Origin of the sequence: Ilumatobacter sp. (assembly GCF_046290335.1) — a bacterium.
Lineage (GTDB): Bacteria > Actinomycetota > Acidimicrobiia > Acidimicrobiales > Ilumatobacteraceae > Ilumatobacter_A.
The window spans coordinates 232,817-257,930 of sequence record NZ_JBKAGH010000004.1 but is presented as its reverse complement, the minus strand read 5'-3'; the positions used below and the strand labels follow the sequence as shown (position 1 = coordinate 257,930).

Annotated in this window: 25 protein-coding genes; 6 read left to right on the top strand and 19 right to left on the bottom strand. The window is 67.7% G+C overall.

The genetic code is table 11. The features are described 5' to 3' along the window. The first annotated feature begins 31 nt into the window (after positions 1-31). Complete coding sequence (locus ACE37B_RS17290; protein WP_409924583.1) at positions 32-964, top strand: hypothetical protein; 933 nt, start codon at positions 32-34, stop codon at positions 962-964. Between the two features lie 14 nt (positions 965-978). On the opposite strand, the gene ACE37B_RS17285 is transcribed toward ACE37B_RS17290, so the two are convergent. From ACE37B_RS17285 to ACE37B_RS17270, 4 genes are all read right to left on the bottom strand, one after another. Further along, positions 979-1,224: a hypothetical protein gene (locus ACE37B_RS17285; RefSeq protein ID WP_409924582.1), complete on the bottom strand. Its 246-nt coding sequence runs from the start codon at positions 1,222-1,224 to the stop codon at positions 979-981. Continuing rightward, complete coding sequence (locus ACE37B_RS17280) at positions 1,221-2,132, bottom strand: MBL fold metallo-hydrolase (RefSeq protein ID WP_409924581.1); 912 nt, start codon at positions 2,130-2,132, stop codon at positions 1,221-1,223. Before ACE37B_RS17280 ends, ACE37B_RS17285 begins: the two co-directional genes overlap by 4 nt. A gap of 45 nt (positions 2,133-2,177) precedes the next feature. Continuing rightward, positions 2,178-2,975, bottom strand: a complete 798-nt coding sequence (locus ACE37B_RS17275) for an isocitrate lyase/phosphoenolpyruvate mutase family protein (protein ID WP_409924580.1) — start codon at positions 2,973-2,975, stop codon at positions 2,178-2,180. Between the two features lie 92 nt (positions 2,976-3,067). Continuing rightward, positions 3,068-3,457 carry a limonene-1,2-epoxide hydrolase family protein gene (locus ACE37B_RS17270; RefSeq protein WP_409924579.1) on the bottom strand — a complete coding sequence of 130 codons (390 nt, stop codon included), beginning with the start codon at positions 3,455-3,457 and terminating at the stop codon, positions 3,068-3,070. Between the two features lie 20 nt (positions 3,458-3,477). Here ACE37B_RS17270 and ACE37B_RS17265 point away from each other — a divergent pair, with 20 nt between their 5' ends. After that, a complete protein-coding gene (locus ACE37B_RS17265) occupies positions 3,478-4,215 on the top strand; it encodes an ISL3 family transposase (protein ID WP_409924578.1) in 738 nt (245 codons plus the stop codon). Positions 4,216-4,391: 176 nt separating this feature from the next. Here the strand turns inward: ACE37B_RS17265 and ACE37B_RS17260 are convergent, their stop codons facing one another. The 3 genes from ACE37B_RS17260 to msrB all read right to left on the bottom strand — a co-directional run bounded on the left by ACE37B_RS17260 (position 4,392) and on the right by msrB (position 6,167). Continuing rightward, positions 4,392-4,880, bottom strand: coding sequence for a hypothetical protein (locus tag ACE37B_RS17260; protein WP_409924577.1), 489 nt, complete (start codon positions 4,878-4,880; stop codon positions 4,392-4,394). A gap of 1 nt (position 4,881) precedes the next feature. Next, positions 4,882-5,664 (bottom strand): hypothetical protein, encoded by a 783-nt coding sequence (locus ACE37B_RS17255; protein WP_409924576.1) that lies wholly within the window; start codon positions 5,662-5,664, stop codon positions 4,882-4,884. 107 nt (positions 5,665-5,771) lie between these two features. After that, the gene (gene msrB / locus ACE37B_RS17250; protein ID WP_409924575.1) at positions 5,772-6,167 is read right to left on the bottom strand and encodes a peptide-methionine (R)-S-oxide reductase MsrB; all 396 of its coding nucleotides are present in this window, start codon (positions 6,165-6,167) and stop codon (positions 5,772-5,774) included. A 99-nt stretch (positions 6,168-6,266) separates the two neighbouring features. Between msrB and ACE37B_RS17245 the strand changes: the two genes are divergently transcribed. After that, positions 6,267-7,727 (top strand): DUF3179 domain-containing (seleno)protein, encoded by a 1,461-nt coding sequence (locus ACE37B_RS17245; protein WP_409924574.1) that lies wholly within the window; start codon positions 6,267-6,269, stop codon positions 7,725-7,727. 21 nt (positions 7,728-7,748) lie between these two features. On the opposite strand, the gene ACE37B_RS17240 is transcribed toward ACE37B_RS17245, so the two are convergent. From ACE37B_RS17240 to ACE37B_RS17215, 6 genes are read right to left on the bottom strand one after another with little or no spacing between them, the layout of a single operon-like run. After that, positions 7,749-8,156 carry an ester cyclase gene (locus tag ACE37B_RS17240; protein ID WP_409924573.1) on the bottom strand — a complete coding sequence of 136 codons (408 nt, stop codon included), beginning with the start codon at positions 8,154-8,156 and terminating at the stop codon, positions 7,749-7,751. After that, the gene (gene surE, locus ACE37B_RS17235) at positions 8,153-8,995 is read right to left on the bottom strand and encodes a 5'/3'-nucleotidase SurE (protein ID WP_409924572.1); all 843 of its coding nucleotides are present in this window, start codon (positions 8,993-8,995) and stop codon (positions 8,153-8,155) included. Before surE ends, ACE37B_RS17240 begins: the two co-directional genes overlap by 4 nt. Before the next feature lie 24 nt (positions 8,996-9,019). Further along, a complete protein-coding gene (locus ACE37B_RS17230; RefSeq protein ID WP_409924571.1) occupies positions 9,020-9,547 on the bottom strand; it encodes an N-acetyltransferase family protein in 528 nt (175 codons plus the stop codon). Beyond that, entirely contained in the window at positions 9,544-14,253 is a 4,710-nt protein-coding gene (locus tag ACE37B_RS17225) for a beta strand repeat-containing protein (protein WP_409924570.1), read from the bottom strand. The genes ACE37B_RS17230 and ACE37B_RS17225 overlap by 4 nt, the downstream gene beginning before the upstream one ends. A 21-nt stretch (positions 14,254-14,274) precedes the next feature. Further along, the gene (locus ACE37B_RS17220; protein WP_409924569.1) at positions 14,275-15,207 is read right to left on the bottom strand and encodes a DMT family transporter; all 933 of its coding nucleotides are present in this window, start codon (positions 15,205-15,207) and stop codon (positions 14,275-14,277) included. Further along, positions 15,204-15,950 (bottom strand): maleylpyruvate isomerase family mycothiol-dependent enzyme, encoded by a 747-nt coding sequence (locus tag ACE37B_RS17215; RefSeq protein ID WP_409924568.1) that lies wholly within the window; start codon positions 15,948-15,950, stop codon positions 15,204-15,206. The genes ACE37B_RS17220 and ACE37B_RS17215 overlap by 4 nt, the downstream gene beginning before the upstream one ends. Positions 15,951-15,975: 25 nt before the next feature. Between ACE37B_RS17215 and ACE37B_RS17210 the strand changes: the two genes are divergently transcribed. Beyond that, positions 15,976-16,620: a NifU family protein gene (locus ACE37B_RS17210; protein ID WP_409924567.1), complete on the top strand. Its 645-nt coding sequence runs from the start codon at positions 15,976-15,978 to the stop codon at positions 16,618-16,620. Here ACE37B_RS17210 and ACE37B_RS17205 read toward each other — a convergent pair. Further along, positions 16,611-16,862: a DUF2277 domain-containing protein gene (locus ACE37B_RS17205; RefSeq protein WP_409924566.1), complete on the bottom strand. Its 252-nt coding sequence runs from the start codon at positions 16,860-16,862 to the stop codon at positions 16,611-16,613. The genes ACE37B_RS17210 and ACE37B_RS17205 overlap by 10 nt on opposite strands. Positions 16,863-16,926: 64 nt before the next feature. Here ACE37B_RS17205 and ACE37B_RS17200 point away from each other — a divergent pair, with 64 nt between their 5' ends. Together ACE37B_RS17200 and ACE37B_RS17195 are read left to right on the top strand one after the other, a co-directional pair. Then, a complete protein-coding gene (locus ACE37B_RS17200; protein WP_409924565.1) occupies positions 16,927-18,330 on the top strand; it encodes an OB-fold domain-containing protein in 1,404 nt (467 codons plus the stop codon). A 1-nt stretch (position 18,331) separates the two neighbouring features. Then, entirely contained in the window at positions 18,332-19,543 is a 1,212-nt protein-coding gene (locus tag ACE37B_RS17195; protein WP_409924564.1) for an acetyl-CoA acetyltransferase, read from the top strand. Between the two features lie 17 nt (positions 19,544-19,560). Here the strand turns inward: ACE37B_RS17195 and ACE37B_RS17190 are convergent, their stop codons facing one another. Genes ACE37B_RS17190 through ACE37B_RS17170 form a run of 5 tightly spaced genes read right to left on the bottom strand, consistent with a single transcriptional unit; the run spans position 19,561 to position 25,085 of the window. After that, entirely contained in the window at positions 19,561-20,724 is a 1,164-nt protein-coding gene (locus ACE37B_RS17190; RefSeq protein WP_409924563.1) for a trans-sulfuration enzyme family protein, read from the bottom strand. 34 nt (positions 20,725-20,758) lie between these two features. Further along, positions 20,759-21,547: an inositol monophosphatase family protein gene (locus ACE37B_RS17185; RefSeq protein ID WP_409924562.1), complete on the bottom strand. Its 789-nt coding sequence runs from the start codon at positions 21,545-21,547 to the stop codon at positions 20,759-20,761. After that, positions 21,544-22,356, bottom strand: a complete 813-nt coding sequence (locus ACE37B_RS17180; protein WP_409924561.1) for an enoyl-CoA hydratase/isomerase family protein — start codon at positions 22,354-22,356, stop codon at positions 21,544-21,546. Before ACE37B_RS17180 ends, ACE37B_RS17185 begins: the two co-directional genes overlap by 4 nt. A 32-nt stretch (positions 22,357-22,388) precedes the next feature. Continuing rightward, positions 22,389-24,323 (bottom strand): 1-deoxy-D-xylulose-5-phosphate synthase, encoded by a 1,935-nt coding sequence (locus ACE37B_RS17175; RefSeq protein WP_409924560.1) that lies wholly within the window; start codon positions 24,321-24,323, stop codon positions 22,389-22,391. Between the two features lie 36 nt (positions 24,324-24,359). Further along, complete coding sequence (locus ACE37B_RS17170; protein WP_409924559.1) at positions 24,360-25,085, bottom strand: class I SAM-dependent DNA methyltransferase; 726 nt, start codon at positions 25,083-25,085, stop codon at positions 24,360-24,362. Between the last annotated feature and the right edge of the window lie 29 nt (positions 25,086-25,114).

The window sequence follows — 25,114 nt, the reverse complement described above, 5'->3', positions numbered from 1 at the left end:
AGAACCCGCCGAGTGCCGTCTCTGGACGGGCATGACGATCACGCGAACCTCACGAACCTCCCACCTCCTGTCGACCGGCTTCGGTGCGGCGGCAGCCGCTGTCGGTCTCCTCGTGCTGAGTGCGTGCGGCGCCTCCACGACGACCGCGAGTCCCGCGGCTTCGGCCCTGCCCGCCCCGAGCGCGCCGGTGACCGTGCCGGTGACGGTGCCGCCGGCGACGGTGTCGTTGCCGCCGGTCACGCCGCCGCTGGCGACGGTGCCGCCCGCGTCGGTGTCGTTGCCACCGGTGACGGTGCCGCCCGTCTCGTTGCCGCCGGTCACGTTGCCGCCGGTCACGTTGCCGCCGGTCACCCTGCCGCCGTTGCCGCCTCCGGTGGCGACGTGTGGGGTGGTCGGTGACGAGCCGCCCTTCGCCGCGATCGTCTCGGAACAGTTCGTCGACGTCGTCGGCGACGGGTCGGCCGACGATCGGGTGCTGTCGCACACGGTGGGCGGCTGGACGCTGCGGGCCACGGTCGGTGGAGTCACCTCGGAGCTGACGATCGACGATGTCGGACCGGGTGCCGTACGCGTGCTCGGGGTGGCCGACGTCGGCGAGCTGACGGCCGGCAACGAGATCCTCGCCACCACCGGCGCCGGCGCCTCGACCACCGAGGTCGGCATCTTCGGGATCGATCCCTCCGGCTGTCTGTTCCACTTCGCCGACCAGTTCGGCGAGGACCTGGTCATGCCGGTCGGAGCGTCGATCGGCTTCGGCGACCGCTTCTTCTGCGGGACACACCTCATCGGGGCCAACAGTTGGTCGCTGTACGAAGACGGAACCTACGACGTCGCCGGTGCCGCCTACTACGAGTCCTCGCCCGGCACGTTCACCTACCTGCCGGCCTCCGACGACTACAGCGAAGGCGTTCCGGCCGACGAGCTCCCGTCACCGCTCTTCGACTGCTTCGGCCTGAGCCTCTGAGCGACCGTCGTGAATCAGGGCGTGTCGGAGCCGAGGGCGGAACGGGTGACCGAGCCGCGGAACGTGGCGCCACAGGTGGCACAACGGCCACGCTGTACCTTTCCGATCGACGCAGCCTTGAAGCGAAGCCCGCCCATGTCCCAGATCGACGTGACGTGGCCCGCAGGACACGTCATCGTCCACTCCCGAGATTCGCGTTCGGCGTCGGCCCGACGCGATGCCGGGAGCAGCCGGAGTGCGACGCTGCGCAGTCGGCTCATCGACGGGTCCGCTGGTAGCGGCCGGGGTCGACTTCGGCGGCCTCACCTCGGCGCAGCATCCGCTCGACGTGCATCTGTGCGCTCCGCCGCTCGACGGAGGAGACGAACGGCATGTCCACGTGCGGCCGGTAGATGAAGCGGTGCTCGGCCATCTCGTCGATCGAGCGAGGCTCGGCGAGGTAGTCGAGCATCGCCTCGTGGCGGCGCCCGATCACCGCGTGGAACCCGTCGAGCAGTTCGAGGAACGCAGACCGTCCTTCGATGACGCCCTTGTGGTGGAACGTGACGTAGAAGTCGGCGTCCTCGTCACGGACCTTGACGAGGCTCTCCTCGAAGTGTTCGAGATCGCTCCACACGTCGCCGTAGTACGGGCCGAAACCGGTCAGGTCGATGTCGGAGAGGAAGAACACGTTCCCCGTGCGGAACCCGCTGTGACCGCGGGTGTGTCCGGGCAGGTGCACCGCTTCGACGGTGGTGCCGCCGCCGAGGTCGAAGACGTGCCCGTCAGCGAAGCCGTGCGCATCGGGTCGAGGGGTGTAGTGGAACTCGTCGAGCACCGTCTGTTCGAACTCGGCGCGAGCTGAGCCGTCGAGGCCGTAGACCGCCATCAGCCCGTCCATCGACGCGATGCCGGGGAGGTCGTCGCTGTGGACGTGCACGCGTGCGTCGGCGAAGAACCCGTTGCCGGCGATGTGGTCTTCGTGGCTGTGACTGTTGATGACGGCGTCGACGGGAGCCGGGGCGCCGCCGCGCGACACGACGTCGATCGACGGGTCGATCAGCACCGTCTCCCCGGCGCCTCGCACCAGCAGCGAATTGCCCGACGGGTACCCACCGTTGTTCGCGCCGACCAGCACGCTCACCGTGTCGGACAGCTTGCGTTCGTCGGCACCCCAGTCAGCGATCATGGTGCCAGTCTCGCGTCGGGCGGGGCTACGACCCAAGGTCGAGGATCAGCCGAACGCTGCGTCGCGGATCGACGAGGGCAGGCAGCGTGCGGTGTACTCGCTCGTGCCAGGGCCGAAGAATTCGTCGGCCATGGCGACCACGGCACCGTAGGCGGCCCACGCGACGAGGCTGCCGACCGACACCCGCGCCACGTCGAGCATGGCGAGCGCCGGGATCGGTGGCGTGCCCGGCAGGGCGAGCACGTTGACCGGTGCATCGACGGCGGTGACCACGCGGGCGATGTCGTCGAGGCTCGTCACACCGGGTGCGTACAGCACGTCCGCGCCGGCCTCCTGATACGCCACGAGCCGTTCGATCGTGTCGTCGAGGTCGCCGAGGCCGTACAGGAGGTTCTCGGCGCGGGCGGTCAAGACCAGATCGCCGCCGGCGTCCTTCGCCGCGCGAACCCGCTCCGCGGCGTCGCGCACGGTACGGATCGACTCGGTTCGCGGGTCGTAGTCCTCGATCGAGAAGCCGGCTGCATCGGTCGCCGCGAGCAGCGTCGCCGTCTCCGCCACTCCTGCCGGCGTGTCGGCGAAGCAGTCTTCGCTGTCGACGTTGAGGGGCACGTCGACGGCCAGCGCCATCGCCGTCGCGTGTGCGATCACCTCGTCGCGGGCGACGTGCTGGTCGAGGCGCCCCAACGTCGCGGCGTGTCCGGCGCTCGTCGTCGCCAGCGCCCGGGCGCCCGCTGCGGCGAGCAGCTTGGCCGACCCGATGTCGAATGGATTCGGCATGACGAGGATCTCGGGACCGTGGTGGAGATCGAGGAATCGCTGTCGGAGTTCGCTGGCGCGTGTCATGCGATTGTTCTACTCAGGCTCGCAGCGCGGTGCTGGCGGGAATCGGGTGTCGATCGCACCCCTCTGTCCCGCGCCGTTGCGCGTCGCGCTGGTCAGCTCATGGCGGACGTGAAGGTCGCCAGGTCGAAGTAGTCGCGCCACACCTTGATCTTGCCGTTCGCCATCTCGAACACGCCCGTGCAGGGCAGGTCGACGGACTTGTCGCCGGCGCGAGTGCGATCGAGGCGCTCGGCGATGACGACGTTGCCGTCGCCGACGATGGTGAGGAGATCCCACTGCGTCTCGGTCCAGTCGGCGGTGAACGCGGCGATCATCGCTCGGACGTTGTCACGACCGGCGACCGGACCGACCGGGATGTTGTGGTAGCAGCCGTCGTCGGTGAAGTAGCTCGCCAATTCGTCGGGGTCGAGCCGTGACCACGCATCGATGAACTCGGTGACGACCTCGATGTTGTGGCCCGTGATGTTGTGCGCAGTGCTCATGGAATCCTCCGTGCGGGTAGTTGCATGAGAGACCCTTGTCCATTGGTCACGGTAGCGACGACGCTACCGCGCTCGTCGAGTACCTCCCCAACGCCGCTCTCGTCGTCGATCACTTCCACGCCATCCAGCTCGCGAACACCGCAATCGATGACGTGCGCCGACGCCTGCAACAAGAACAAATCGGTCACCGGGGCCACGAGGGCGATCCGCTCTACCGAGGCCGCCGGGTGTTCTTGACCGGATGGGACCGGCTCAGCAATGAGCGCATCTCGTGGCTGTTCGACCTGCTCGCCGCCGGCGACGCTCGCCGCTGCCTGGTCGTGTTCTTCCAACACTGCGCAGACGCCGAGGTCCCCGAACTCTCGCGTCTGGCCCGCACGATCGACCGATGGGCCGACCTCATCGGCGCCTGCCACCACCCCGGTCGAGCATCGAACGGACGCGTCGAGAACATCCACATGCTCGCCGAGAAGACCCGCCGCAACGCGCGCGACGTCCGATCCCACCACAACGATCGGCGCCCACTCATCGGCCGCCTCGGCATCCAATGGGCTGCCATCCCAACCCGCAGAATCCGAGGCCGTCAACCGCGCTCAAACGCGTGCGGCCCATTTCACTGCACACATTCGGTGCCGCCGTGGTGTATGGGTAGACGTATGTCTTCGACTCGCACTCAGGTGTATCTCACCGACGAGCAGCGAGAGAGAATCAATCGCGTCGTCGCCGCCGTGGTCTTTCCATGGCGCCAACCGAGTTGAGCCGAAACGCCATCGAGTCCACTACTCGGTCGTCACGCGAGCCGAGCTCTTCCCCGGGAACTCCGTGACGGAGCTGTCCTCTCGCCTGCTTGGACCGGTCGATCGCGGAGGCGGGCCGGACGTATCTCCCGGGAGACCGGCGCGCGACTTTCGATGCGCTGATCGCTGCGGCAGCGTCAACAGGTCAGTCCCGACAGACGGACGTGACCGCTGTCGTACCACGACCCGATCCGCTGTGTTGCGATGTCCGAAGCGAATACCCCCGTGTTGCCCGGTGCTGTTGAGCTTGCCCAGTTGCCGACGCTGTACTCGTAGTCGGTCGATCCTGGGAACACGCCTCCCCCACTTGCATAGTGCACGCGAGTGCTGATCCTGTGACACGGTACGGAAGAGTTGAGCCCGCCGTACTCGAACAGCATGTTGGAGTACGCCCCGCCAAAGTTCCCGTGTTTGTGTCCGTGGCGGCAGTCGTAGCTCGTGATTGGCTGAGAGATGTAGTGCGTGTAAAAGCTGTACTGCATCACGTTGACCGTTCCGCAACTCGGGAGCAGAATTGCATATCCAGGGATGCCTGAAAGTAGGAATGCGACCGTGGATACAATGAAAATCCGAAGCACACTTGGGGCCCGGAGGCGTGGAGAAAACGCTGTTCCATCCTTGCCCATGTCATGCTCCCTGGGGCCGATTGGAGACGAACTCGTCGATTTCCGTTCGGTACTGTCCGATGAACTCATTGTCCAGTTCATCGCCGACCTTCCTGGCAGTATCTTGGAAGTCGGCGGATGACTGACAGAACTCGACAGTCGCCGGCGACGCGGTGTCTGGTGATTCCCCGGCATCGAATATGCAGACCTCTACCGCCTGAGTTGCTTGTATCACGCGCGGATCGGAGTAGAACGCCTCCCTAAATGGCGCGTACTCCGCTGCGAAAGCGTTGATCACGAAGACTTGTCTCACAGCCTCGTCTTCACACGTGATTCCGCTCGGCGGCAGTTCCGGTACTCCGTAGCGCAGAGACGTGAAGCCGACTCGGTCCTCATCGCTCGCAGACTCCAAGTACGCGACGTTGGGATCCTCGCCGCCTTCAAGTGGCAACGTGATGTAGTCGTATCCGTTTGTTGACATGCACTCCTGGATCGCGGCCTCAAAGATCTGGTGGTTCCATTCGACCGCCGTCTCGAAATCCTCCGGAACTCCGATGTATCGCTCGAGTCCTGTTCGAAAATCGTCGTCCGACGCCGCAGGTGGGACGAACTGTCCTGGCCGCACCGATGTAACGGGCACCGTTGTCGTGTGCGCTAACTGTGCAGGTCCTTCGGGAAGAATCGAGCCTTCATCTGGACGGTCCGCCAAACCGGCTACTGATACACGGGTTCCTGACTCGGACGTCCCGCAGGACGCGAGCCCGATGGCTGCGACACCAATGGTGATCGCGAGAGCGTTCTTCATGCACCCAAACTACCCCCCCCGGAGAGATGTCAAGGGTGGTACCACTTGTCGGCACGTCGTCAAGCCAGGTACAGAGACGGCGGGATTGCATTCCTGGCGCAGGGAAGTCAGCTGGATTTGAGGTTGAGGCTGGCGGAGTTCATGCAGTAGCGGGTGCCCGTGGGCGCCGGGCCGTCGGGGAAGATGTGGCCGAGGTGCGCTCCGCAGGTCGCACACAGCGCCTCGGTGCGCACCATGCCATGTGAGCGATCCTCGCGGATGGTGACCTTGCTGTTGTCGACGGCGTCGTAGAACGACGGCCACCCGGACCCGGAGTCGTACTTCGTCTCCGACGAGAACAAGACCTCGTCGCAGACGATGCAGTGGTACATGCCGTCGTCCTTCGTGTCGTGGTAGATGCCCGTGAAGGCGCGTTCGGTGCCGCCGTTCTGCGTCACCTCGTACTGCTGAGGGGTCAGGCGCTCGCGGAGTTCGGCGTCGGTCGGGATGCTCGTGTCACTCATGCCTACAGCCTGGCGCACTTCTGGGCCGACGCGCCATGTTTCCGGGTTGTTCTCGGCGGCGTTCGTCGTCGGACCGCGGTGGATTCGTACCCTCGGGTCATGCGCCGACGACTCGGTCTCCTGGTGGCGGCAGCGGTACTCGTGGCCGCCTGCTCCTCCGCCGATGCCACTCCCGCCGACACGAGCACCGACACGGCCGCCGGTACCCGCGAACCGGGCGACACCAGCGAACCGGGCGACACGACCGCCGTCGAGCGGGTTCGGTTCGTGTATCCGGATCCGCCCGAGTCACCGGCGACCGCCGTGCCCAACGCTGCGGCCGACGAGGCCATCGACCGCATCGTCGAGGGAATCGGCGGTGGGTTCTTCGACGCCGGAGGCGTGACGTTGCTGGCTGAGGGCGGAGACGTCCGCCACGCCTGGTTCGTCGCCGACCTCCTGCGCTTCTTCGCCGGGCCGGACGCCGACGTGCTCGTCGACGCGTTCGAGACGTTGTCCGGGGTGTCGATCGCCGACGATCCCGACCTGCAACGCAGCCCGTGGCTGAGCGTCACCAATCACCTCATCACGTGGGACACGCCCGCCTACGACGGGTACCAGGAGGACAAGGCGTTCATCTTCGTGTTGCTCGAAGACGGGTGGGCGCCGTTCTTCGGCGACGCCGATGCCGACATCGACTGGCGGTACCTGAGTTGGGGAGGCGTGTTCATCGACGACCGTCTGCTCGGCGACCCGAACACCTGCCCGGGCGGCTGCATCCCGGCGCTCGACGATCCGGCCACCACCGACGCTGCGGGCGGTGACTGGTATCCCGACGAGCGGGTCGTGTTCGGCATCGAGGTCGGAGGCGAGGCGCTCGCCATCCCGCTCAACATCGCCGAGATCCACGAGATGTTCAACCTCACGCTCGGCGACCGTCGCCTCGGGATTCCGTACTGCACGCTGTGCGGGTCGGCGCAGGCCTACTTCACCGATGACCTCGTCGGCGTGGCCGACGCACTCGTCGAGCCCGGGGTCCTGCGCACCTCGGGTCTGCTGAGCCGGTCGAACAAGGTGATGTACGAACTCACGACCGAGTCGGTGTTCGACACGTTCACCGGTGCAGCCGTGTCGGGTCCGCTGCAAGACGCCGGCGTCGTGCTGGAGGAGACGACGGTCGTGCGCTCGACGTGGGCGGAGTGGAAAGCCGAGCATCCCGACACGCGCATCATCGCCCGCGACGGCGGCCTCGGACGCTCGTACGAACTCGATCCGCTCGGCGGTCGCGACGACGACGGACCGATCTTCCCGATCGGCGAGGCCGACCAGCGTCTCGGTGTGCAGGAGTTCGTCGTGGGCGTCATCGTCGACGACGGCAGCCCGATCGCCTTCCCGTCCGATGCGGCCACCGCAGCACTCGAGGCCGGTGACTCGGTGGAGCTCGGCGGCATCGCGTTGCGCACGTCTGGCGACGGGCTCGTCGCCGTCGATGCGGACAGTGGTACGTCGGTGGCCGCGCACGAGGCCTTCTGGTTCGCGTGGAGCCAATTCCACCCCGACACGTTGCTCTGGGAGCCGTGACGCGCCGTCCCTGAGGCGGAATCAGAAGTCGGGGCGTTGACCGATCTGATCGAGGAACGTCAGCGAGTCCCACGTATCGGTGCGCCGCACGATCTCGCCATCGCTGACGGTGAACCACATCACGCCAGGGATCTCTATGTGTCGCCCGGATTCATCGTGGACCGCAGTGAACCGGTAGCGGACCACGACGTCGGTCTCGGCGTCGCGTCGCTGTTCGACGAGGTCGTCGATGGAGTACATGCGGTCGGAGAACGCCTCGAGAAAGTGAGGGATTCGGCGCCGGTACTCGTCGCGCCCGACGCAGCTCGACCCCAACTCGCTCAGGTGCTCGTTGCGAAATCCCTCCGAGACGAACGCCGCGATCGCATCCGGGTCGTTGCCGGTGAACGCCCCGAGGTAGCCGGTTGCGAGGTCGGTGGCGGGCGTCATCCGACCTGACGCAACAGTGAGGCGAGGGCTTTGTCGGCGTGGGCGAGGTCGGGGCGATCCTCGTGCACCAGGCGCGAGAGGTACGTCACCGACACGTAGCCGGTCTCGACGAGCCCGGCATCGGTGTCGGGATCCAGGTCGAGTTTCTCGCCCCACTGCATCGTCACCTTGAACGCGCCGTCACGCCCGTCGATCGGCTCCAACTCGGCGGCCGCCACCGTCCGGGGTGGCTGCATCCCGACCTCGGCGTGGCGCCACCCCTTGATCTCCTCGACGGTCACGTCGGGCACGTTGAGATTGACCACCACGGTCTCGGTCGGCATGTCGTCGACGAGCGCCTGGGCCATCACCTTGGCGCACTCGGCGGCGGTCTCCCAGTGCTGGTCGATGATCAGCTCGTCCCATGCCTGGCCTTCGACGCTCCACCCGGAGACCGCCTGGCTCACGGCGATGCCCGACACGTTGCCGTTGCGGCCGGTGAGACACGCGCCGATCGTGCCGGAGTGGTACACGGCGCGGCCGACGTTCGCTCCGGGGTTGATGCCCGACACGATCAGATCGAACGGCCCGCCGAACGCGCCGAGCCGGGTGAACATCACGCACAGCCCGGGCGGGCCGTTGACGGTCCAGGCCTCCACGTCACAGTCGGGGATCGACGCGCGAACGATTTCGGGCTTGAGTTCGTGCAGCGCGCCGAGTGCGGCGCCAGCCCCGGAGTACTCCTTGTCGGGGGCGACGACGATCACCTCGTGGTCGCCGTCGAGATCGCAGATCGCTCGGGCGAGGACGTGAAGTCCGACCGAATCGATGCCGTCGTCGTTGGTGACCAGAATCCGCATGTCTGCATCCTGGCAGTTGTCACCTCAGGTCTGCAGATCGGAACCGGTCAGATCGAGTTGCATGATGATGAAATCTCGCCACGTGTCGAACGTGAAGCCAACAGCGGGTAAACGCCCGGTTTCCACGTACCCGCGCCGAGCGTGGAAACGGATCGACGCTTCGTTCGACCCGTCGATCGTGGCGAGCATCATCCGGATGCCAGCGGCGCGCGCACGCTCCTCCAACTCGTCCATCAACAGGTCGGCTGCACCCGACCCCTTCGCCGAACGGTCGAGATACACGGAGTGCTCGGCGGTGAACCGGAAGCCCTCCCGACACGTGCTGTCGCGGAAGTCGCCGTAGCTCGCCACCCCGATGACGGCGTCGTCGCGCACCGCGACCAGCACCGGTCGCCCACTCGACACCCGTGCTTGCCACCACCCGCGGCGCTCCTCGACGGGGTGCAGGTGCTCGGTCCACTCGGCGTTACCGTCGGGGATCGCCTGATTGAAGATGTCGGTGATCGTCACGATGTCGTGATCGACTGCGTCTCGGACCTGGATGCTCGTCACGACAGAAAGGCAACCACGTCGACGGTCAGATGCGTGCGTCCGCTGTTGAACAGACAGATCTCACCCTCGGCCGACAGTCGAGCGACGATTTCATTGCCGCCGTTGACCGCGGTGACGTGGTTGAGCGACGACGCCACCGGCGGGGTCGCCAGACACGGGTGCACGGTGACGAAGCCGTTGCGTTCCGGCTGAACGGCGGTCACGTTGACGATCACGGCGGTTGCTCCCTCGGCGACGCCCGCTCGACCGGCGACGTCGAGGGTGAACTGCGTTCCCTCGGGTCGCTTGCCGATCCCGGGATCGCGGGTATCGAGCAGCCGAGCCGGCGTGACCGGCGTCAGCGAGGTTCCCGCCGGGATGTGGCCCACGACATCGACGGTCAGATTCGTGCTGCCGGACGTGAAGATGCACACCTCCCCGTCGTCGCTCAACTGTGCGATCAGCTCGTTGCCGCGACTGACGTTGGCGGTGTAGTTCAGCGACGCGGCGGTCGGCACCGTCGGCCCACAGGGGAACACGGTGACGAAGCCGTTCGTCTGCGGGCGTACCGCCGTGAGGTTGATCACGACGGCGTCGGCGCTCGTCGGCACGTCGGCCTGACCTTCGATCTTCAACGTCGTCGTCGAGCCGGCAGTTGTCGGACCGTCGCCCCCGAACTGCTGGCGAGTGTCGAGCACTCGGGCGGGTGACACCGACGTCAGGTCGCTGCCGCGCGGGACGTAGCCGACCACGTCGACGGTCAGGTGTACCGCCGCCGACGTGAAGAAGCAGGTCTGGCCCTGCGCGTCGAGGCCGGCGATGATCTCGTTGCCGAGATTGACGCTCTGCGTGTAGTTGAGCGATGAGGCGGTCGGTCGTTGTGCCAGGCAGGGATGGACCGTGACGAAGCCGACGCCTTCGGGTGCCACCGCCGTCACGTTCATCACGGCGCCCACCGCGTCGGCGGGCACGTCGCCACGCCCAGCGATGTCGACGAGGTACTCGGTGCCGCCCGCTCGCTTGCCGTCGGCCTCGAATCGAGTGTCGATGGTGGAGCCCGTCGCACGGGTGTCGACGAAGCGAGCCGGATCGGTCGGAACGATCAGATCGACCGTGTCGACGATGGTGACGGTGGCGGTCGCGCCCGCCGCCGAGACGGTGAACGTCTCGTCGTCCTCGGCGAAGTCGTCGACGATGATCGGGATGGTGACGAACTTCGGCGAGGTGTCGCCGGCCTGCCAGGTCACGACCTCCGTCGTCTCCACGAAGTCGAAGCCGGCGCGTGCGGTCCCTTCGACCGTCGTGACTTCCACGGCCAGAGCGCCGGCGTCGCCGGTGCGTGTGACGCGGACATCGACCGAGCCTTCGCTCTCGGCGACGGTCGCATCGGAGACCCTGACGCCTTCCGAATCGAGTTCGACGGCGCCGATGTCGCAGGTGTCGCCGACCGGCGCGGCGACACCGCGTTGGTCGGTTGTCGCAGAGCAGGGGATCACGTCCACGAGGGCACCTGCGAGCAGCGGGATGCGGGTGAGCCCGACGCCTCCGTTGTCGGCGAGCGCGCCGAGGTCGGTCGAATCGGTCGTCAGGTCGTCGTCGTCGGTGAACTGGCAGGTGTGGCCGTTGCCGTTCGCGGTCGCCTCGAGGTTGAAGCCGTTGGAGATCGTCGTGACGCCGATCGCGTTGCAGTTCTCCGACTGCGAGTTCGGGGCGTCGCCGACGACGTTGCCGAGGAACGTGTTGGTCACCGCACGCGTCAAGATGTTGACGCCGTTGAGGCCGTCGTTCGCGGTGATCGTCGACTGGGTGATCGTCGCGCTGCGCGTCGGCGCGACGATGAACAGCCCGCCACCGTCGCCCTCGCGAGTGTCTCCGACCGCCGCACCGCCGCGGTTCGCGTGGATGGTCGAGCGTTCGACGCGGACGTCGCCGGGGCTGTTGCCGCCAGCGCGCAGGTACACACCGCCGCCCGCTCCGCCGTCGCTGTCGCGAGTGGCGCCGTCGCCGAGCGCGCCGGCGCCGGCCCGATTGTCGACGACGCTCGTGCGCGAGATGACGATGCGGCCGCTGCCCGGGTTCGGCAGGTCGGGGGTGACGATGCTGCCGAACCGGACGTCGAGCCCGCCCCCGACCCCGGCGAAGCCGGCGCGGTCGTTCGCCGAGGTGCCAGCGTTGCCCGCGTTGTTGTCGGCGACCGAGGAGCCCGTGATGGTGAAGGTGCCGGTGGGGACGGCGCTGCCGTCTTCTGCGTAGACGCCGCCGCCGCTGCCGCCGGCGCCGCCTCGTTCGCCGTCTCCGACCGTCTGTGTCGCAGCGCCGCCACTGCCGGCGACGTTGCGCTCGATGGTCGACGCGACGATGTCGATGTCGGCCTGGTCGACCGAGACGAAGGCTCCACCGCCTGGTCCGCCCGGACCTCCGTCACCGTCGGCGCCGGAGTTGCCGGTGCCCGCGGTGTTGTCGGACACGTCCGTCGTCGAGATCGACACGTCCGCTCCGGTGGTGGTGACGTCGATGAAGAGCCCGCCGCCTGCGCCGCCCCGCCCGCCGGTCGTGGCGCCGGCCCCGCCGAAGCCGGAGGAGTTCGCAGTGACCTCGCTGTCGGAGATGACGACCTCGGCGCCGCTCGTCAGGCTCAGCCCGCCGCCGTTTCCGCCACCTCCGCCGATCGAACCCGACCCGGTCCCACCCGAGCCGGCCGTGTTGTCGGTGATGGTGCTCTGATCGATCGTCAGCGCCGCCCCGGAGACGGCGAGCCCGCCTCCGGCGCCGCCCTGACCGCCGGAGGTGCCGCCGGTCGCACCGTCGCCCGCGGTGTTGCCGCTGATCGTCGACCCGCGGACGACGACGTCGGCAGCATTGACGTACACGCCGCCTCCGGCGCCGCCGGCTCCACCGATCGTGGCGCCCTCCGAGCCGAATCCGGCGCTGTTGCCGGACACGACCGAATCGATGATGCTGACCGTGGGGCCGGTCGAGGCGCCGGACGCCGACAGGTGCAGGGCGCCACCGTTGCCTCCGTTGCCCGAGTCGGCCGAGAACGCGCCGTCGGCGGTCGAGTTGCTGGACGCGGTGACGTTCTGGATCGTGATGGAACCGGCCGGTGGTACGGGGAGTTGCCCGTTCGCCACGAAGCTGTTCGCGTAGATGCCTCCACCGACGCCGCCGTCGTTGCTGGTGATCGTGCGGTTCCCGGTGATCTGGGTCCCGTCGACGACGATGGTCCCGCCGCCCTGTTGTGTTCCCGCGGTGAGGAACGCCCCGCCGCCGAAGGCCGCGTTGAAACTCTCCACACCCGCGCCGGTCCGGCCGTTGCGAATCGCTCCACCGGTGAGGGCGATCTCGCCGGGTGCGACGTCCTCGCTCGTGCCGGCGAGTTGCACGTACAGGTTGCCGCCACTGCCCGGGTTGCCGCCCGTCGTGAGCCCGGCCCCGTTGTCGCCGGCGGTGTTGGCGTCGAAGGTGTTCCCGACGAACTCGACGGTTCCGGTGACCGCCGCGACGTAGACACCCCCGCCGCTGCCGCCGACCGGTCCCGTCGCACTCGTCCCGGTCCCGGCTGGCCCGATCTCGTTGCCCGAGATGGTGTTCCCGAGCAACGACACGTCGAGCGGTGCGGGGGAACCGAATGCCGGGGTGATCGCGACGCCGCCGCCGTGACCGCCTTGGTCACCGTTGCCGGCCGGTGCGGTCTCGTTGTCGACGATGTCGGAGTTGCTGATCGTGACGTCACGATGATTGAGCCACATGCCGCCTCCGCCGCCGAAGAAGCCGTTGACGAACCCGTTGCCGCCGACGTTGTCGGAGATCGTGGAGCCGCTGATGACGGCGACGCCGCTGTCGGCGGTGAACGCTCGCGAGGCGATGCCTCCGCCGGCGGCGCCTCCGCCGACGGCACCGTTGGCGGCGTCACCCAGTCCGTTGCGGGTGATGACGGTGTCGACCACGGTGAGGTCGGCGCGAGCGTCGATGTAGATGCCGCCACCGTCGCCAGCGGCGCTGGTTCCGCCGCTTCCGTCGCCGCTGACGTTGCCGGAGACCGTGCTCGCGGTGATGCTCAGGTCGGCCGTCGCCGTGACCATGGCGATTCCGCCGCCGTCGCCGCCTGCGCTGGTGCCCGTGGCATCACCGGCCAGATTGTCGGTGATCCGGCTGCCGTTGCGGATCACGACGGGACCCTGCGAACTGATACCCCCACCTTCCGCGTTCGGTCCGGCGTGGTTGTCGGTGACGACGACGTCGTCGATCGTGAAGCCGGTCGAACCGCTTCTGATGCCGCCGCCCCGCCCAATGCTCGACGACGCAGCTTCGCGGCCCCCGGTGATCGTCAGGTGTTCGAGCAGCACGCTCTGCCCGCTGCCTTGCAAGAGGTCGATGACGCGCTCGCCGCACGCCGGGTCGATCGTGATCGTGGTCGTGCCGGTCGTCGATCCGCTGATGGTGATGGCACGCGTGATGTCGAGGTCACCCCAAGCGTTGCCGTTCTCGGGGGCCGGGGTGCCCGGCGTCGGACAGTCGAGGGTGTACGTGCCGGCGGGGACGATGACGACGTCGTCGAAGTTCGACGCGGCGACCGCCTCCCGGAGCGAGAGCAGGCCGTCGCCGCCGTCGGTCACGTCGTTGGTCGTCGTGACCGTCCGGGTGGCAGCGGCCGCGGGCGTCGACGACACCGTGGTGATGACGGCCGTGACGGCAAGGAGTCCTGCGGCAAGGAGCAATCGGTTCATGGGGTCCCTCCCCCGTCGACCCTAGACCACCTGACCCGAGACGACGTTCGTACGACGCTGGATGGTGAGCGTGAACAGCGAGATCCCGACGATCACCAAGCCCATGCCGATCACCTGCGGCCAACGAACCTGTTCGCTCAGCAGGAAGAACGCGAACAGCACGGCGAGCGCTGGTTGCGCCGTCTGCATGACGGTGATGGTCTGGATCGGGAGGTGCTGCTGGGCGAACGCGATGCAGCCGTGCGCCACCATCCCGGTCAACACCGCCAGCCCGGCCGCGACGAACCAGCCTCTCGCCGCCATCGAGAAGATCTCGTCGCCGGCGAGGACGAGCGCCATCGGGATGGTCGTGAGCAGGCCGGTCGGGACCATGCAGGCCATGAACGTGATGGTGTCGACGCCGTTCGCTCGCGCCCGCTTCGTGAACATCAGGTAGCAGGTCCACACGAACACGACGGACAGCACGATCAGGTCACCTTCGAGCGACGACGTGCCCGAGTCGGGCCCGAAGAACAGCACGAGCGCCACGCCGACGATCGAGATCACGCCGAAACGAAGCGCCGACCAGTTCGGCCGTTCCTTGAAGATCAATGCGCTCGCCGGCACGGCCACGAGCGGGGTCATCGAGGTGATGAACTCGAGGTGGGCGATGCTCGTGCGAGTGACGGCGGTGAACAGCAGCGAGATGTTCATCCCGAAGAACAGCCCGGCGGGCGCAACGAGTTTCCACGTGCGTGCATCGGGGAACGGGCGCCGCATGGCACGCATCACGATCCACCACAACCCGAGCGAGAACCACATTCGCCAGAACGCGACGACCACGCCGGTCTCGCCGGCCCATTTCACGATCGGTGTGCTCAACGCGAAGCTGACCACCGCCGCCAGCATCGCGATGATGCCGACCGGGCGCGGCGTGCGGCTCACTCGGGTGACGTCGTCGACGGGGCCGCTCACCAGCCGTCGATGGACAGCCAGGCATCGGCGGCGGCCTGGTCCCCGACGATGTCGAGCCCATCACGGCTCGACCGACCCATCAGCGTGAGCAGGATCTGTTCGGCCGGGCCGCGTAACGCGGCGTCGCCTTTGCGGTGCACCGGCTCCATCCGGTACTCGCCGTGCTCGTTCCACACGAGCCATTCACCGGCTCCGTCGGGAAGGGCGTCGTCGGTGCAATGGATGTGCAGGCTCGCCTCGGGCACGGACGCGTCGCTGCGAGCCAGGATGCGCGGCGCCCCCAGTTCCCAGTACTCGTGGATCGCGTCGGCGGCGTGGATCGGATCGATGGTGGCCTCGATGCCGACGGCGGTCTCGCCGTCCCAGCGGTGGACCAGGGTTTCGTGGGCTTGACGACGTGCCCATACCCAGGTCTTGGGCTCGAGACCGAACGGATGCCACGTCGCCTCGTCGGAGCCGCTCGTCGCGAGCAGATCGGCAAGCCGGTCGGCGCCCTCCACCAGCCAGGTCTCGATCTCTGTCGACGTGGCGTCGGCACCGGGGCCGGCCGGTCGGGTGGTCGGCGCCGTCGCCGTCTCGATCGCGTTCGCCGCCCATCGATGCACTCCGCCGGTGTGCTCGATCAGTGTGCGGACGGTCCAGTCAGGGCACGACGGCACCGGCGCGTCGAGGTCGATGGTGGCGCACGCAGCCAGTCGGCGTGCATCGCTGCGCAGCGCGGAGATGTACGAATCGTGATTCACGACTGCGACGGTAGCCTTTTCGTGTATGAGTCCTCTCGAAGCCGTGTCCGCCGAATCCGGGGAGACCGACCGGAGTGAGCCGATCATCACGGTCACGCCCGAAGCGATCGAGAATCTGCGCGAGCTGAAAGACGACGAGCCCGACGGCGACCTGCTCGGTCTGCGCCTCGCGATCGCCTCCAAGCCCGGCGAGGACTTCCGGTACGACCTGTCGTTCGAGGAGTATCTGAAGGCCGCGTACACCGACGAGGTGCGCACGCATGACGGCATCAAGGTCATCATTCCGGGCGCTGACGTCGAACTGCTGACCGGGGCCACGCTCGATTACACCTCGACGCAAGGCCTCGTCATCCGCAATCCGAACCGGCCCCAGGCACCCAGCATCGAAGGGCTGACCAGCGGCGATGCGCTGTCGGCTGAGGTCGAGACGCTCGTCGCCACCGAGGTCAACCCGGCGCTCGCCGCGCACGGCGGTTTCGTCACCTACGTCGGCCACGACGGAGAAGGCACCGCGTATCTCACGATGGGCGGCGGTTGCCACGGTTGCTCGATGAGCAAGATGACGATGCTCGACGGCGTGCAGACGATGCTCGTCGACGCGATCGCCGAGATCGAGCGGGTCAAGGACCTCACCGATCACACCACCGGCGAGAACCCGTTCTACTCCTGACGCCGGATCCGCCGCAATGGCGGTTCGGTCCGGGGAGGTTGCCTGCGGGGCGGGAGTTCGCCGAGCAAACGAGTGGTCACGGCGGTGATCTCGGCCACGGCACGCTCGAAGGCCCCCTCGGTCGCGGCCGACGTCGACTGGACGCCGCTGATCTTGCGGACGTACTGCCGAGCGCCCGCCTCGATCTCCTCGGACGTCGCGGCCGGTTCGAGGCCTCGCAACGTCGTGATGTTCCTGCACATCTCCGAAGACTAGAACCATCGCTGCGGGTCGAGCGCGGGTGTGGTCGCGTGGCACGCTAGGGCCATGTTCGGCATCGTGGGCTACGGCTCCTACCTTCCCTACTGGCGACTCGACCGTGCCGCGATCACGTCGGTGCTCGGCTCGGGAGGCGGGCGAGGGACCCGCTCGGTGGCCGGCTACGACGAAGACACGACATCGATGGGCGTCGAAGCTGCTCGTGTCGCGATGCGTGCCGTCCCCGACAGCTGGCAGCCGAACCTGCTCGCGTTCGCCACCACGGCGCCGGGCTACCTCGACAAGACCAACGCGACGGCGATCCATGCGGCGTTGCGCCTCGACGCGAGTGTCGGCGCGTTCGACGCCGGGGCCAGCTGTCGATCCGGCATCGGCGCCGCCTGGATGGCGCAGGCCGCTGGCGGATTGGCCGTGCTGTCCGACATCCGCACCGGGCGTCCCGGATCGAGCGACGAATCGGCCGGTGGCGACGCGGCGGTCGCGCTCGCCTTCGGGCCGGATCCGATCGCCGTGCCGGTCGCCTCCGCGTCGTCGACCGCCGAGTTCATCGATCGCTGGCGCGTGCCCGGCGAGGCCTACTCGCGGCAGTGGGAAGAACGTTTCGGTGAGCACGCGTACGTCCCGCTCGCCACCGACGCGGTGACCGACGTGCTCAAGCAGGCGGAGCTGACCATCGACCAGATCGACAAGGTGATCGTCACCGGCGTGCACGCACGAGCGGTCCGTGCGGTCACCGGTCGGCTCGGCGCTCGTTCCGATGCGGTCGTCGACGACCTCGCCGGTTCGGTCGGCAACACGGGTGCTGCGCACTGGGCGCTCCTGCTCGCCGGTGTGCTCGACGAGGCCGAACCCGACCAGCACGTGCTCGTCGTGCATCTGGCCGACGGGTGCGACGCATGGCTACTGCGCACCACCGAGCAACTCGTCGGCGATCGCCCGCGGCGCTCGACCACCCTCGCCGAGCAGTTGGCCGCGCCGACCGGTTCGCTCGACGCGGCGTCGTTCATGACGTGGCGCGGGTTCCTCGAGCGCGAACCGCCGCGCCGCCCCGAACCCGACCGACCGGCGGCACCCCCGAGCCTGCGCGGCACCGCCTGGAAGTACGGATTCGTCGGCGCACAGGACGACGGCGGTTTCGTCCACCTGCCGCCTGGACGCGTCAGCGTCGGGTCGGGCGCGATCGACGAGATGACCCCGGTGCCGATGGCCGACCGTGCCGCGACGATCGCCACGTTCACGATCGACCGACTCGCGTTCAGCCTCGCGCCACCGGTCGTCGCAGCGATCGTCGACTTCGACGGCGGCGGCCGCATGCAGGTCGAGTTGACCGACGTCGACCCCGACGCCGTCGCCATCGGTGACCGCGTCGAGATGACGTTCCGTCGGCTGTACACCGTCGACGGCATCCACAACTATTTCTGGAAAGCACGACCGGTCCGAGGAGGATCCTGACATGGCATCACACGGCATCAAAGACCAGGTGGCGATCGTCGGCATGGGGTGTACCCCGTTCGGCGAGCACTGGGATCGCAGCGTCGACGACATGCTGATCGAGTCGTCGTCGGCGGCGCTCTCGTCGGCGGGTGTGGCCCTCGACGACGTCGATGCGTTCTGGTTGGGCACGATGGGTTCCGGGCTGTCGGGGCTCACGCTCAGCCGACCGCTCAAGATCGACCACAAGCCGGTGACTCATGTCGAGAACTACTGCGCCACCGGCTCCGAAGCGTTCCGCAACGCGTGCTATGCGGTCGCGTCGGGTGCCTACGACGTGGCGATGGCGATCGGCGTCGAGAAGCTGAAGGACTCCGGCTACTCCGGCCTCGTCGTGCCCAACGTCGCGCACGACGGCTCGTCGGCGCAGATCACGGCACCCGCGTCGTTCAGTTTCCTGGCGCCGGCGTACGCCGCCAAGTACGGCGTCGACAGCCAGGAGATGAAAGACGTGATGACGCGCATCGCGTGGAAGAACCACCGCAACGGTGCGCTCAACCAGCGCGCGCAGTTCCGCAAGGAGGTGTCGAAGGAGACGATCTCGTGCGCGCCGCTGATCGCGGGTCCGCTCGGCATCTTCGACTGCTCGGGGGTGAGTGATGGCTCGGCGGCGGCGATCATCGTGCGCGCCGAAGACGCGTACCGCTACACCGATCATCCGATCTTCGTGAAGGCACTCTCGTTCGTCGCCGGACCCGCGACCGGAACGGTCGATCCCGACTACGACTACACCACCTTCACCGAGGTGGTGCACTCCGCCCGTGACGCGTACCAGCAGGCGGGCATCGAGAACCCGCGAGACGAGTTGGCGATGGCCGAGGTGCACGACTGCTTCACCCCGACCGAACTCGTGTTGATGGAAGACCTCGGTTTCGCCGAACGCGGGATGGGGTGGAAAGAAGTGCTCGCCGGCACGTTCGACCTCGACGGCGAACTGCCGGTCAACCCCGACGGTGGTCTCAAGTCGTTCGGCCATCCGATCGGCGCGTCGGGCCTACGGATGTTGTTCGAGGCGTGGCTGCAGCTGCGAGGCGAGGCCGGAGACCGCCAGATCGCGTCCATCGGGGTCAACGGCGCGGAGGGCAAGAACAAGGCGCTGACTCACAACCTCGGCGGCTCGCCCGGCTCCTGTGTCAGCTTCGTCTCGATCGTCGGCTCCGAACTCGACGCCTGACCGCTCGACCGGCCGCCTCAGGCGCGCAGCGCGTGTTCGATGTCGGCGAGGAGGTCGGTGGTTTCCTCGAGGCCGACCGAGAGGCGCAGCAGGCCGGCGGTGACGCCGGTCGACGCCTGTTCGTCGGGCGTGAGGCTCGCGTGGGTCGACGTCGCGGGGTGACACACCAGGGTTTCGGGGCCGCCGAGGGAGGTCGCCACCCGGCACAGCTGGACTCGATCGAGAAACGCCGCTGCGGCGTCGCGTGAGCCGACGTCGAACGACAGCACCGTGCCGTACTGGAGGAGCTGTCGTGCGGCGAGGTCATGCTGCGGGTGCTCACTGAGCCCTGGGTAGTGAACGGCCTGTACGGCCGGATCGTCGGCGAGCATGACCGCGATCGACCGAGCCGACTCGTTCTGTTGGCGGGTTCGCACGGCGAGCGTGCGGATGCCTCGGAGCGCGTTGAGCGCGTCGAACGGTGACGGGGTCGCACCGTGCAACACGGCGTATGACCAGATGTCGGCGAGGAGGTCGGCGTCGCCGGAGATGACGCCCAGCGTGGCATCGTTGTGCCCGGCGAGCCCCTTCGTCGCGGAGTGCAGCGAGACGTCGATGCCGTGATCGAGCGGACGCTGACCGAGCGGTGTCGCGAACGTCGAGTCGACCACGGTGAAGGGGCCCTTGATCGCTCCGAGTTCGTCGAGGTCGGCCAGCTCGAGCCGCGGGTTCGACGGGGTCTCCGCGAGTATCACCATGGTACGGCCGGGCTGCACAGCGGCCGCGAACGCTCCGGGTGTCGCCACGTCGACGAAGGTGGTCTCGATACCGAGCCGGGCGCACGGACCCTGCAAGAACGCGAGCGTCCCTGCGTACAACTGGCGTTGCGCGACGACGTGACTTCCCGTCGAACACAATGCGAGCACGGTCGCCGCGATGGCCCCCATGCCCGACGCGAACGCCAACGACTCCTCGGCGCCTTCGAGATCGCGAACCGCCTCCTCGAACGAACGAACGGTCGGGTTGCAGTAGCGGCTGTAGAAGTCGGTGTGGCGGATCGACGTCGCACGGCGATTCGCGTCGTCCAACGACTCCGACTCCCACGTGCTCGACGCCCACAGCGCCGGCGCGAGCGCTCGGCCCGACGCGCCTCGTCCGGCGGTGATCGCAATGGTCGCCGGTGAGAGTTCGTCGTCGTTCACGGCCCGGAACGATACCGACCGGTCGTCGGTGTGCTCACGGCTGCAGGGACGCGATGACCTCGGCGTGCAACCTGCCGTTGGTGCTCACCGCGGTGTCGTGGAGGTGCGTCATCTCGCCGAAGCGGTCGGTGAACGTCCCGCCTGCGGCCTCGACGATGGGCTTCAGCGCCGCCAGGTCGTAGGGCTCGACCCCGACCGCGTCGACCGCCACGTCCATCGCCCCTTCGGCGACGAGCATGTGTTGCCAGAAGTCGCCGACCCCTCGGCTGCGCCGGGCTGCTTGCTGCAACGAGACCAGGTTCGAAGTGAGCCCGAGTTCGTCCCATCCGGAACTGTGCGTGATGCTCACCTGCGCCTCGGCCAGATCGTCGACGTTCGACACGTGGATCTCCCGGTGAACGCCGCGGCGCTCGACGTGCGCGCCGATGCCGACGCCACCCCACCACCGAAACCCGAGGGCCGGCGCCGAGACGACGCCGAGCACCGGCACGTCGTGATGGGTCAGCGCGATCAGCGTCGCCCAGACCGGAATGCCGCGGACGAACCCGGAGGTGCCGTCGATCGGATCGATCACCCACCGCCACGGTGAGGTCGCGTCGCCGGCGAGGCCGTGCTCCTCGCCGAACACGCCGTGGTCGGGTCGAGCGGTCACCAACGCCTCGACGATCAGTTGCTCGGCGTTGCGATCGATCTCGGTGACCTCGGTCTGGTTCTGTTTCCAGTCGACGGTGAAGTCGCGGTCGTCGAAGTGCGGCAGCGTGAACCCGTCGGCCGCATCGGCGACCGATTTCGCGAGGGCGAGATGCTGGGAGAGAACCGTCACGTCGGATTCCGGAAATCGGGTGACCGCTTCTCCTGCAGCGCGGCGAGACCTTCGGCTGCGTCGGGCCCGAGGAAGTTGAGCATTTCGTAGGCCAGCGACGCTTCGAAGTTCGGAAGCGCTTGGCGCAGCCAGTGATTGAGCGCCCGCTTGGTCAGCCGCGTCGCGTCGACCGGCCCGGCCGACAACTTGCTCGCGACGCCGAGCGCCGTCGACAACACCTCGTCGGCGGGTACCGCCTTCGAGACGAGTCCGATGCGCTCCGCCTCGCGCCCGTCGAGGAAGTCCGCCGTGAGCAGGTAGTACTTCGCCTTGGCCATCCCGCACAGCAGCGGCCAGATCGCCACCGCGTGGTCGCCGCCCGCGACGCCGAGGCGGATGTGGCCGTCGGTGAGCTTGGCGTCTTCGTTGATGATGCTGACGTCGGCCATCAATGCCACCGCGAGCCCGGCGCCGACGGCCACGCCGTTGATCGCCGACACGATCGGCGTGTCACAGTCGATCATGGTGCGCACGATGTCGCCCGCTTCCTTCATCACCCGCATGGTCTGCGTGTAGTCGCCGACCTGTTCGGCGATCCAGCCGAGGTCACCGCCAGCGGAGAACGCCCGACCTGCGCCGGTCACGACGACGGCTCGCACCGACTCGTCGTCGTCGATCGTGCGGAACACGCGTGACAACTGCAGGTGCATGTCCGCGTCGGTGGCGTTCATCTTGTCGGGATCGTCGAGGGTGATCAGCAGCACGCCGTCGGTGTCGGCTGGCCGTTCGAATCGCAGCCGGGTGTACTGGTCGTAGATCTCGTCGCTCACGGCGCTCGACACTAGTGCCGTGTCGCTCCAGGTCAGACGGTGAGGTGGGCGGCGAGCGATGCGCTGTCGAGGCCGAAGCGAGCGTGGATGTTGCTCGGTTTCGGATCGTGTGGCATGAACTTGGTCGGCAGACCGAGGACCTCGACGGGGACGGCGGGATCGATCGCCGCGATGTGGTCGGCGATCGCCATGCCGATGCCTCCGTCGCGGATGCCGTCTTCGATCGTGACGACCTTGGCGTGCGTGGCCGCGTCGGCGATCATCGCCGGATCGAGCGGAGCAGCGCAGCGAGCGTCCCACACCGTGACCTCGACACCGTACTCGGCGACCTTCGCCGCAGCCTTCTCGGCGGTTTCGAGCATCTTGCCGACCGATACGACACACACCGAGGTGGCGTGGTCGGCGGCATCGAGCACCTTGCGGCCGAGGAGGCCGCTGCCGACCTCGTGCTCGCTCACCTGTCGAGCAGCGCCGCGGGCGTAGCGGATCGTGACCGGGCCCTCGTCGGTGAGCGAGGTCGCGTCGTGCATCATCTGCGCCAACTCCTGCGCCGACGATGGTGCGAGCACGCGCATCCCCGGCACCTTCGACAGCATCGCCATGTCGTAGACGCCGTGATGGCTCGCCCCGTCAGGGCCCGTCACGCCCGAGCGGTCGAGACAGAACAGCACCGGCAGTCGGTGCATCGCCACGTCGTACACGACCTGATCCCACGCTCGGTTCAGGAACGTCGCGTACACGGCGACGACCGGTCGAAGGCCGCCCATCGCCATGCCGGCAGCGCTGGTGACCGCGTGCTGCTCGGCGATGCCGACGTCGTAGAAACGGTCGGGGAACCGAGCCTGGAACGGGAGCAGCCCGGTCGGTCCGGGCATCGCCGCCGTGATCGCCACGATGCGCGAGTCGGCCTCGGCCTCTTTGATGATCGACTCGGCGAACGCCTGGGTGTACCCGCTCGAGACGGCTTTGGGTGGTCCGGTGATCGGGTCGAACACGGGTGCGTCATGCAGGTTCTTCTCGTCGTCGTCCTCGGCGGGGGAGTAGCCGCGGCCCTTCTGCGTCAGCATGTGTACGACGATGGGGCCCTCCGCGGAGAGTTCGATCGCATTGTGCAGCGCCTCTTCCATCTCGGCGACGTTGTGACCGTCGAACGGTCCGACGTAGCGGGCGCCGAGGGCTTCGAAGAACGACGGTGGCTGGAGAAACTCGCGCACACCCGCCTTGAACGCTTCCATCGCCGAACCGGCCTGGTTGCCAACGACCGGGAGGCCTTCGAGGAAGTTCTCGAGGCGGCGTTGCCGGCGCACGTACACCGGGTTCTGGCGGATGTCGGTGAGCGCGTGGGACAGCTTGTCGGTCACCCGGTCGGTGAAGCTGGGATGTGCCTCGTGATCGTCACGACCTTGGGAGTTCGCGGACAGATTGGAGATCGTCGGAGCGTACGAACGGCCGTTGTCGTTGAGCACGACGATGACCCGGCGGCGATGATGGCCGAGGTTGTTGAGCGCTTCGTAGGCCATGCCGCCCGTCATCGCGCCGTCGCCGATGACTGCGACGATGTGGCGACGAGCATTGGTGCCGAGTTCACGGGCGACGGCGAGGCCGTCGGCGTACGACAGAATCGTCGACGCGTGGCTGTTCTCGACGAGATCGTGCTCGGACTCCTCACGGCTCGGATACCCCGAGAGGCCACCCGCCTGACGTAGCGTCTCGAACGCGGACTGGCGTCCGGTGACGATCTTGTGCACGTACGCCTGGTGGCCGGTGTCCCAGAGAATCGTGTCTCGCGGCGACTCGAACACGCGGTGCAGGGCCAGGGTCAATTCGACGGCGCCGAGGTTCGAACCGAGGTGTCCGCCGACCTCTGACACGGCCGCGACGATGAAGTCGGATCTCGCCGAGATCGCGACTTCGCCATACGACAACTGCCGCAGATCGTCGGGTGAGTGGACGCCTTCCAGGTACATGCGGTCTGAACGGTACCTGGATCGGCGGGGGGAGATTCAGCGGTGGTGACGGTAGATCGTCACATGCGCCGCGCTGGTCGGGCCGAAGTCCGCCCCGGCCATGTCGGCGAACCGGTCGACGAGTGCGAGTCCGGCGGCTTCCGCCATCGCATCGAGTTCGCCCGGTGTCGACCAGCGGATCGCCCACGGCCGCAGCCGAACGCCGCCCGTTTCGGTGAACTCGACGAACTGGCCGTGGGTTCGCCGTTCGTCCGGGCGGTGGTCGGAGATCGACAGGACGACGCGGTCGGCCGCCATCGACTTGACGGTGACGTCGCTACCAGCCGGCGCGTCGTCGTCGGGCACGACCGCTTCGACCACGAACGCGCCGCCCGGCGCGAGGCGTCGCGCGACGGCGTCGAAGCAGGCCTGCTGCTCGCCGTCGGCGAGCAGATTGAACAACGTGTTGTATGCCACGAGGACGGCGTCGAACGGGCCGTCGGGCAGTTCGGTCACCATGTCTCCGCAACGCAGGTCGAGGCTGGGGTCGGCGCGGTCGAGCATTGCCTGGCTGGAATCGATGCCGATCACTCGTAAACCGGCAGCGGCCATCGGGGTCGCCAGCCGACCGGTGCCGACGCCGAGTTCGAGTACTCGGCCACCTGGGCCGGCCACCTCGACGAGACGTGCCACCGTGGCCTCGACGTCGGTGACGTCGGCGTACCAGTCGTCGTAGACGTCGGCGAATCCGGTCCCGTACGAAGTCGAGTCGTAGCCGCGCATCGCGGCAACGATACGGATGATCCATGATG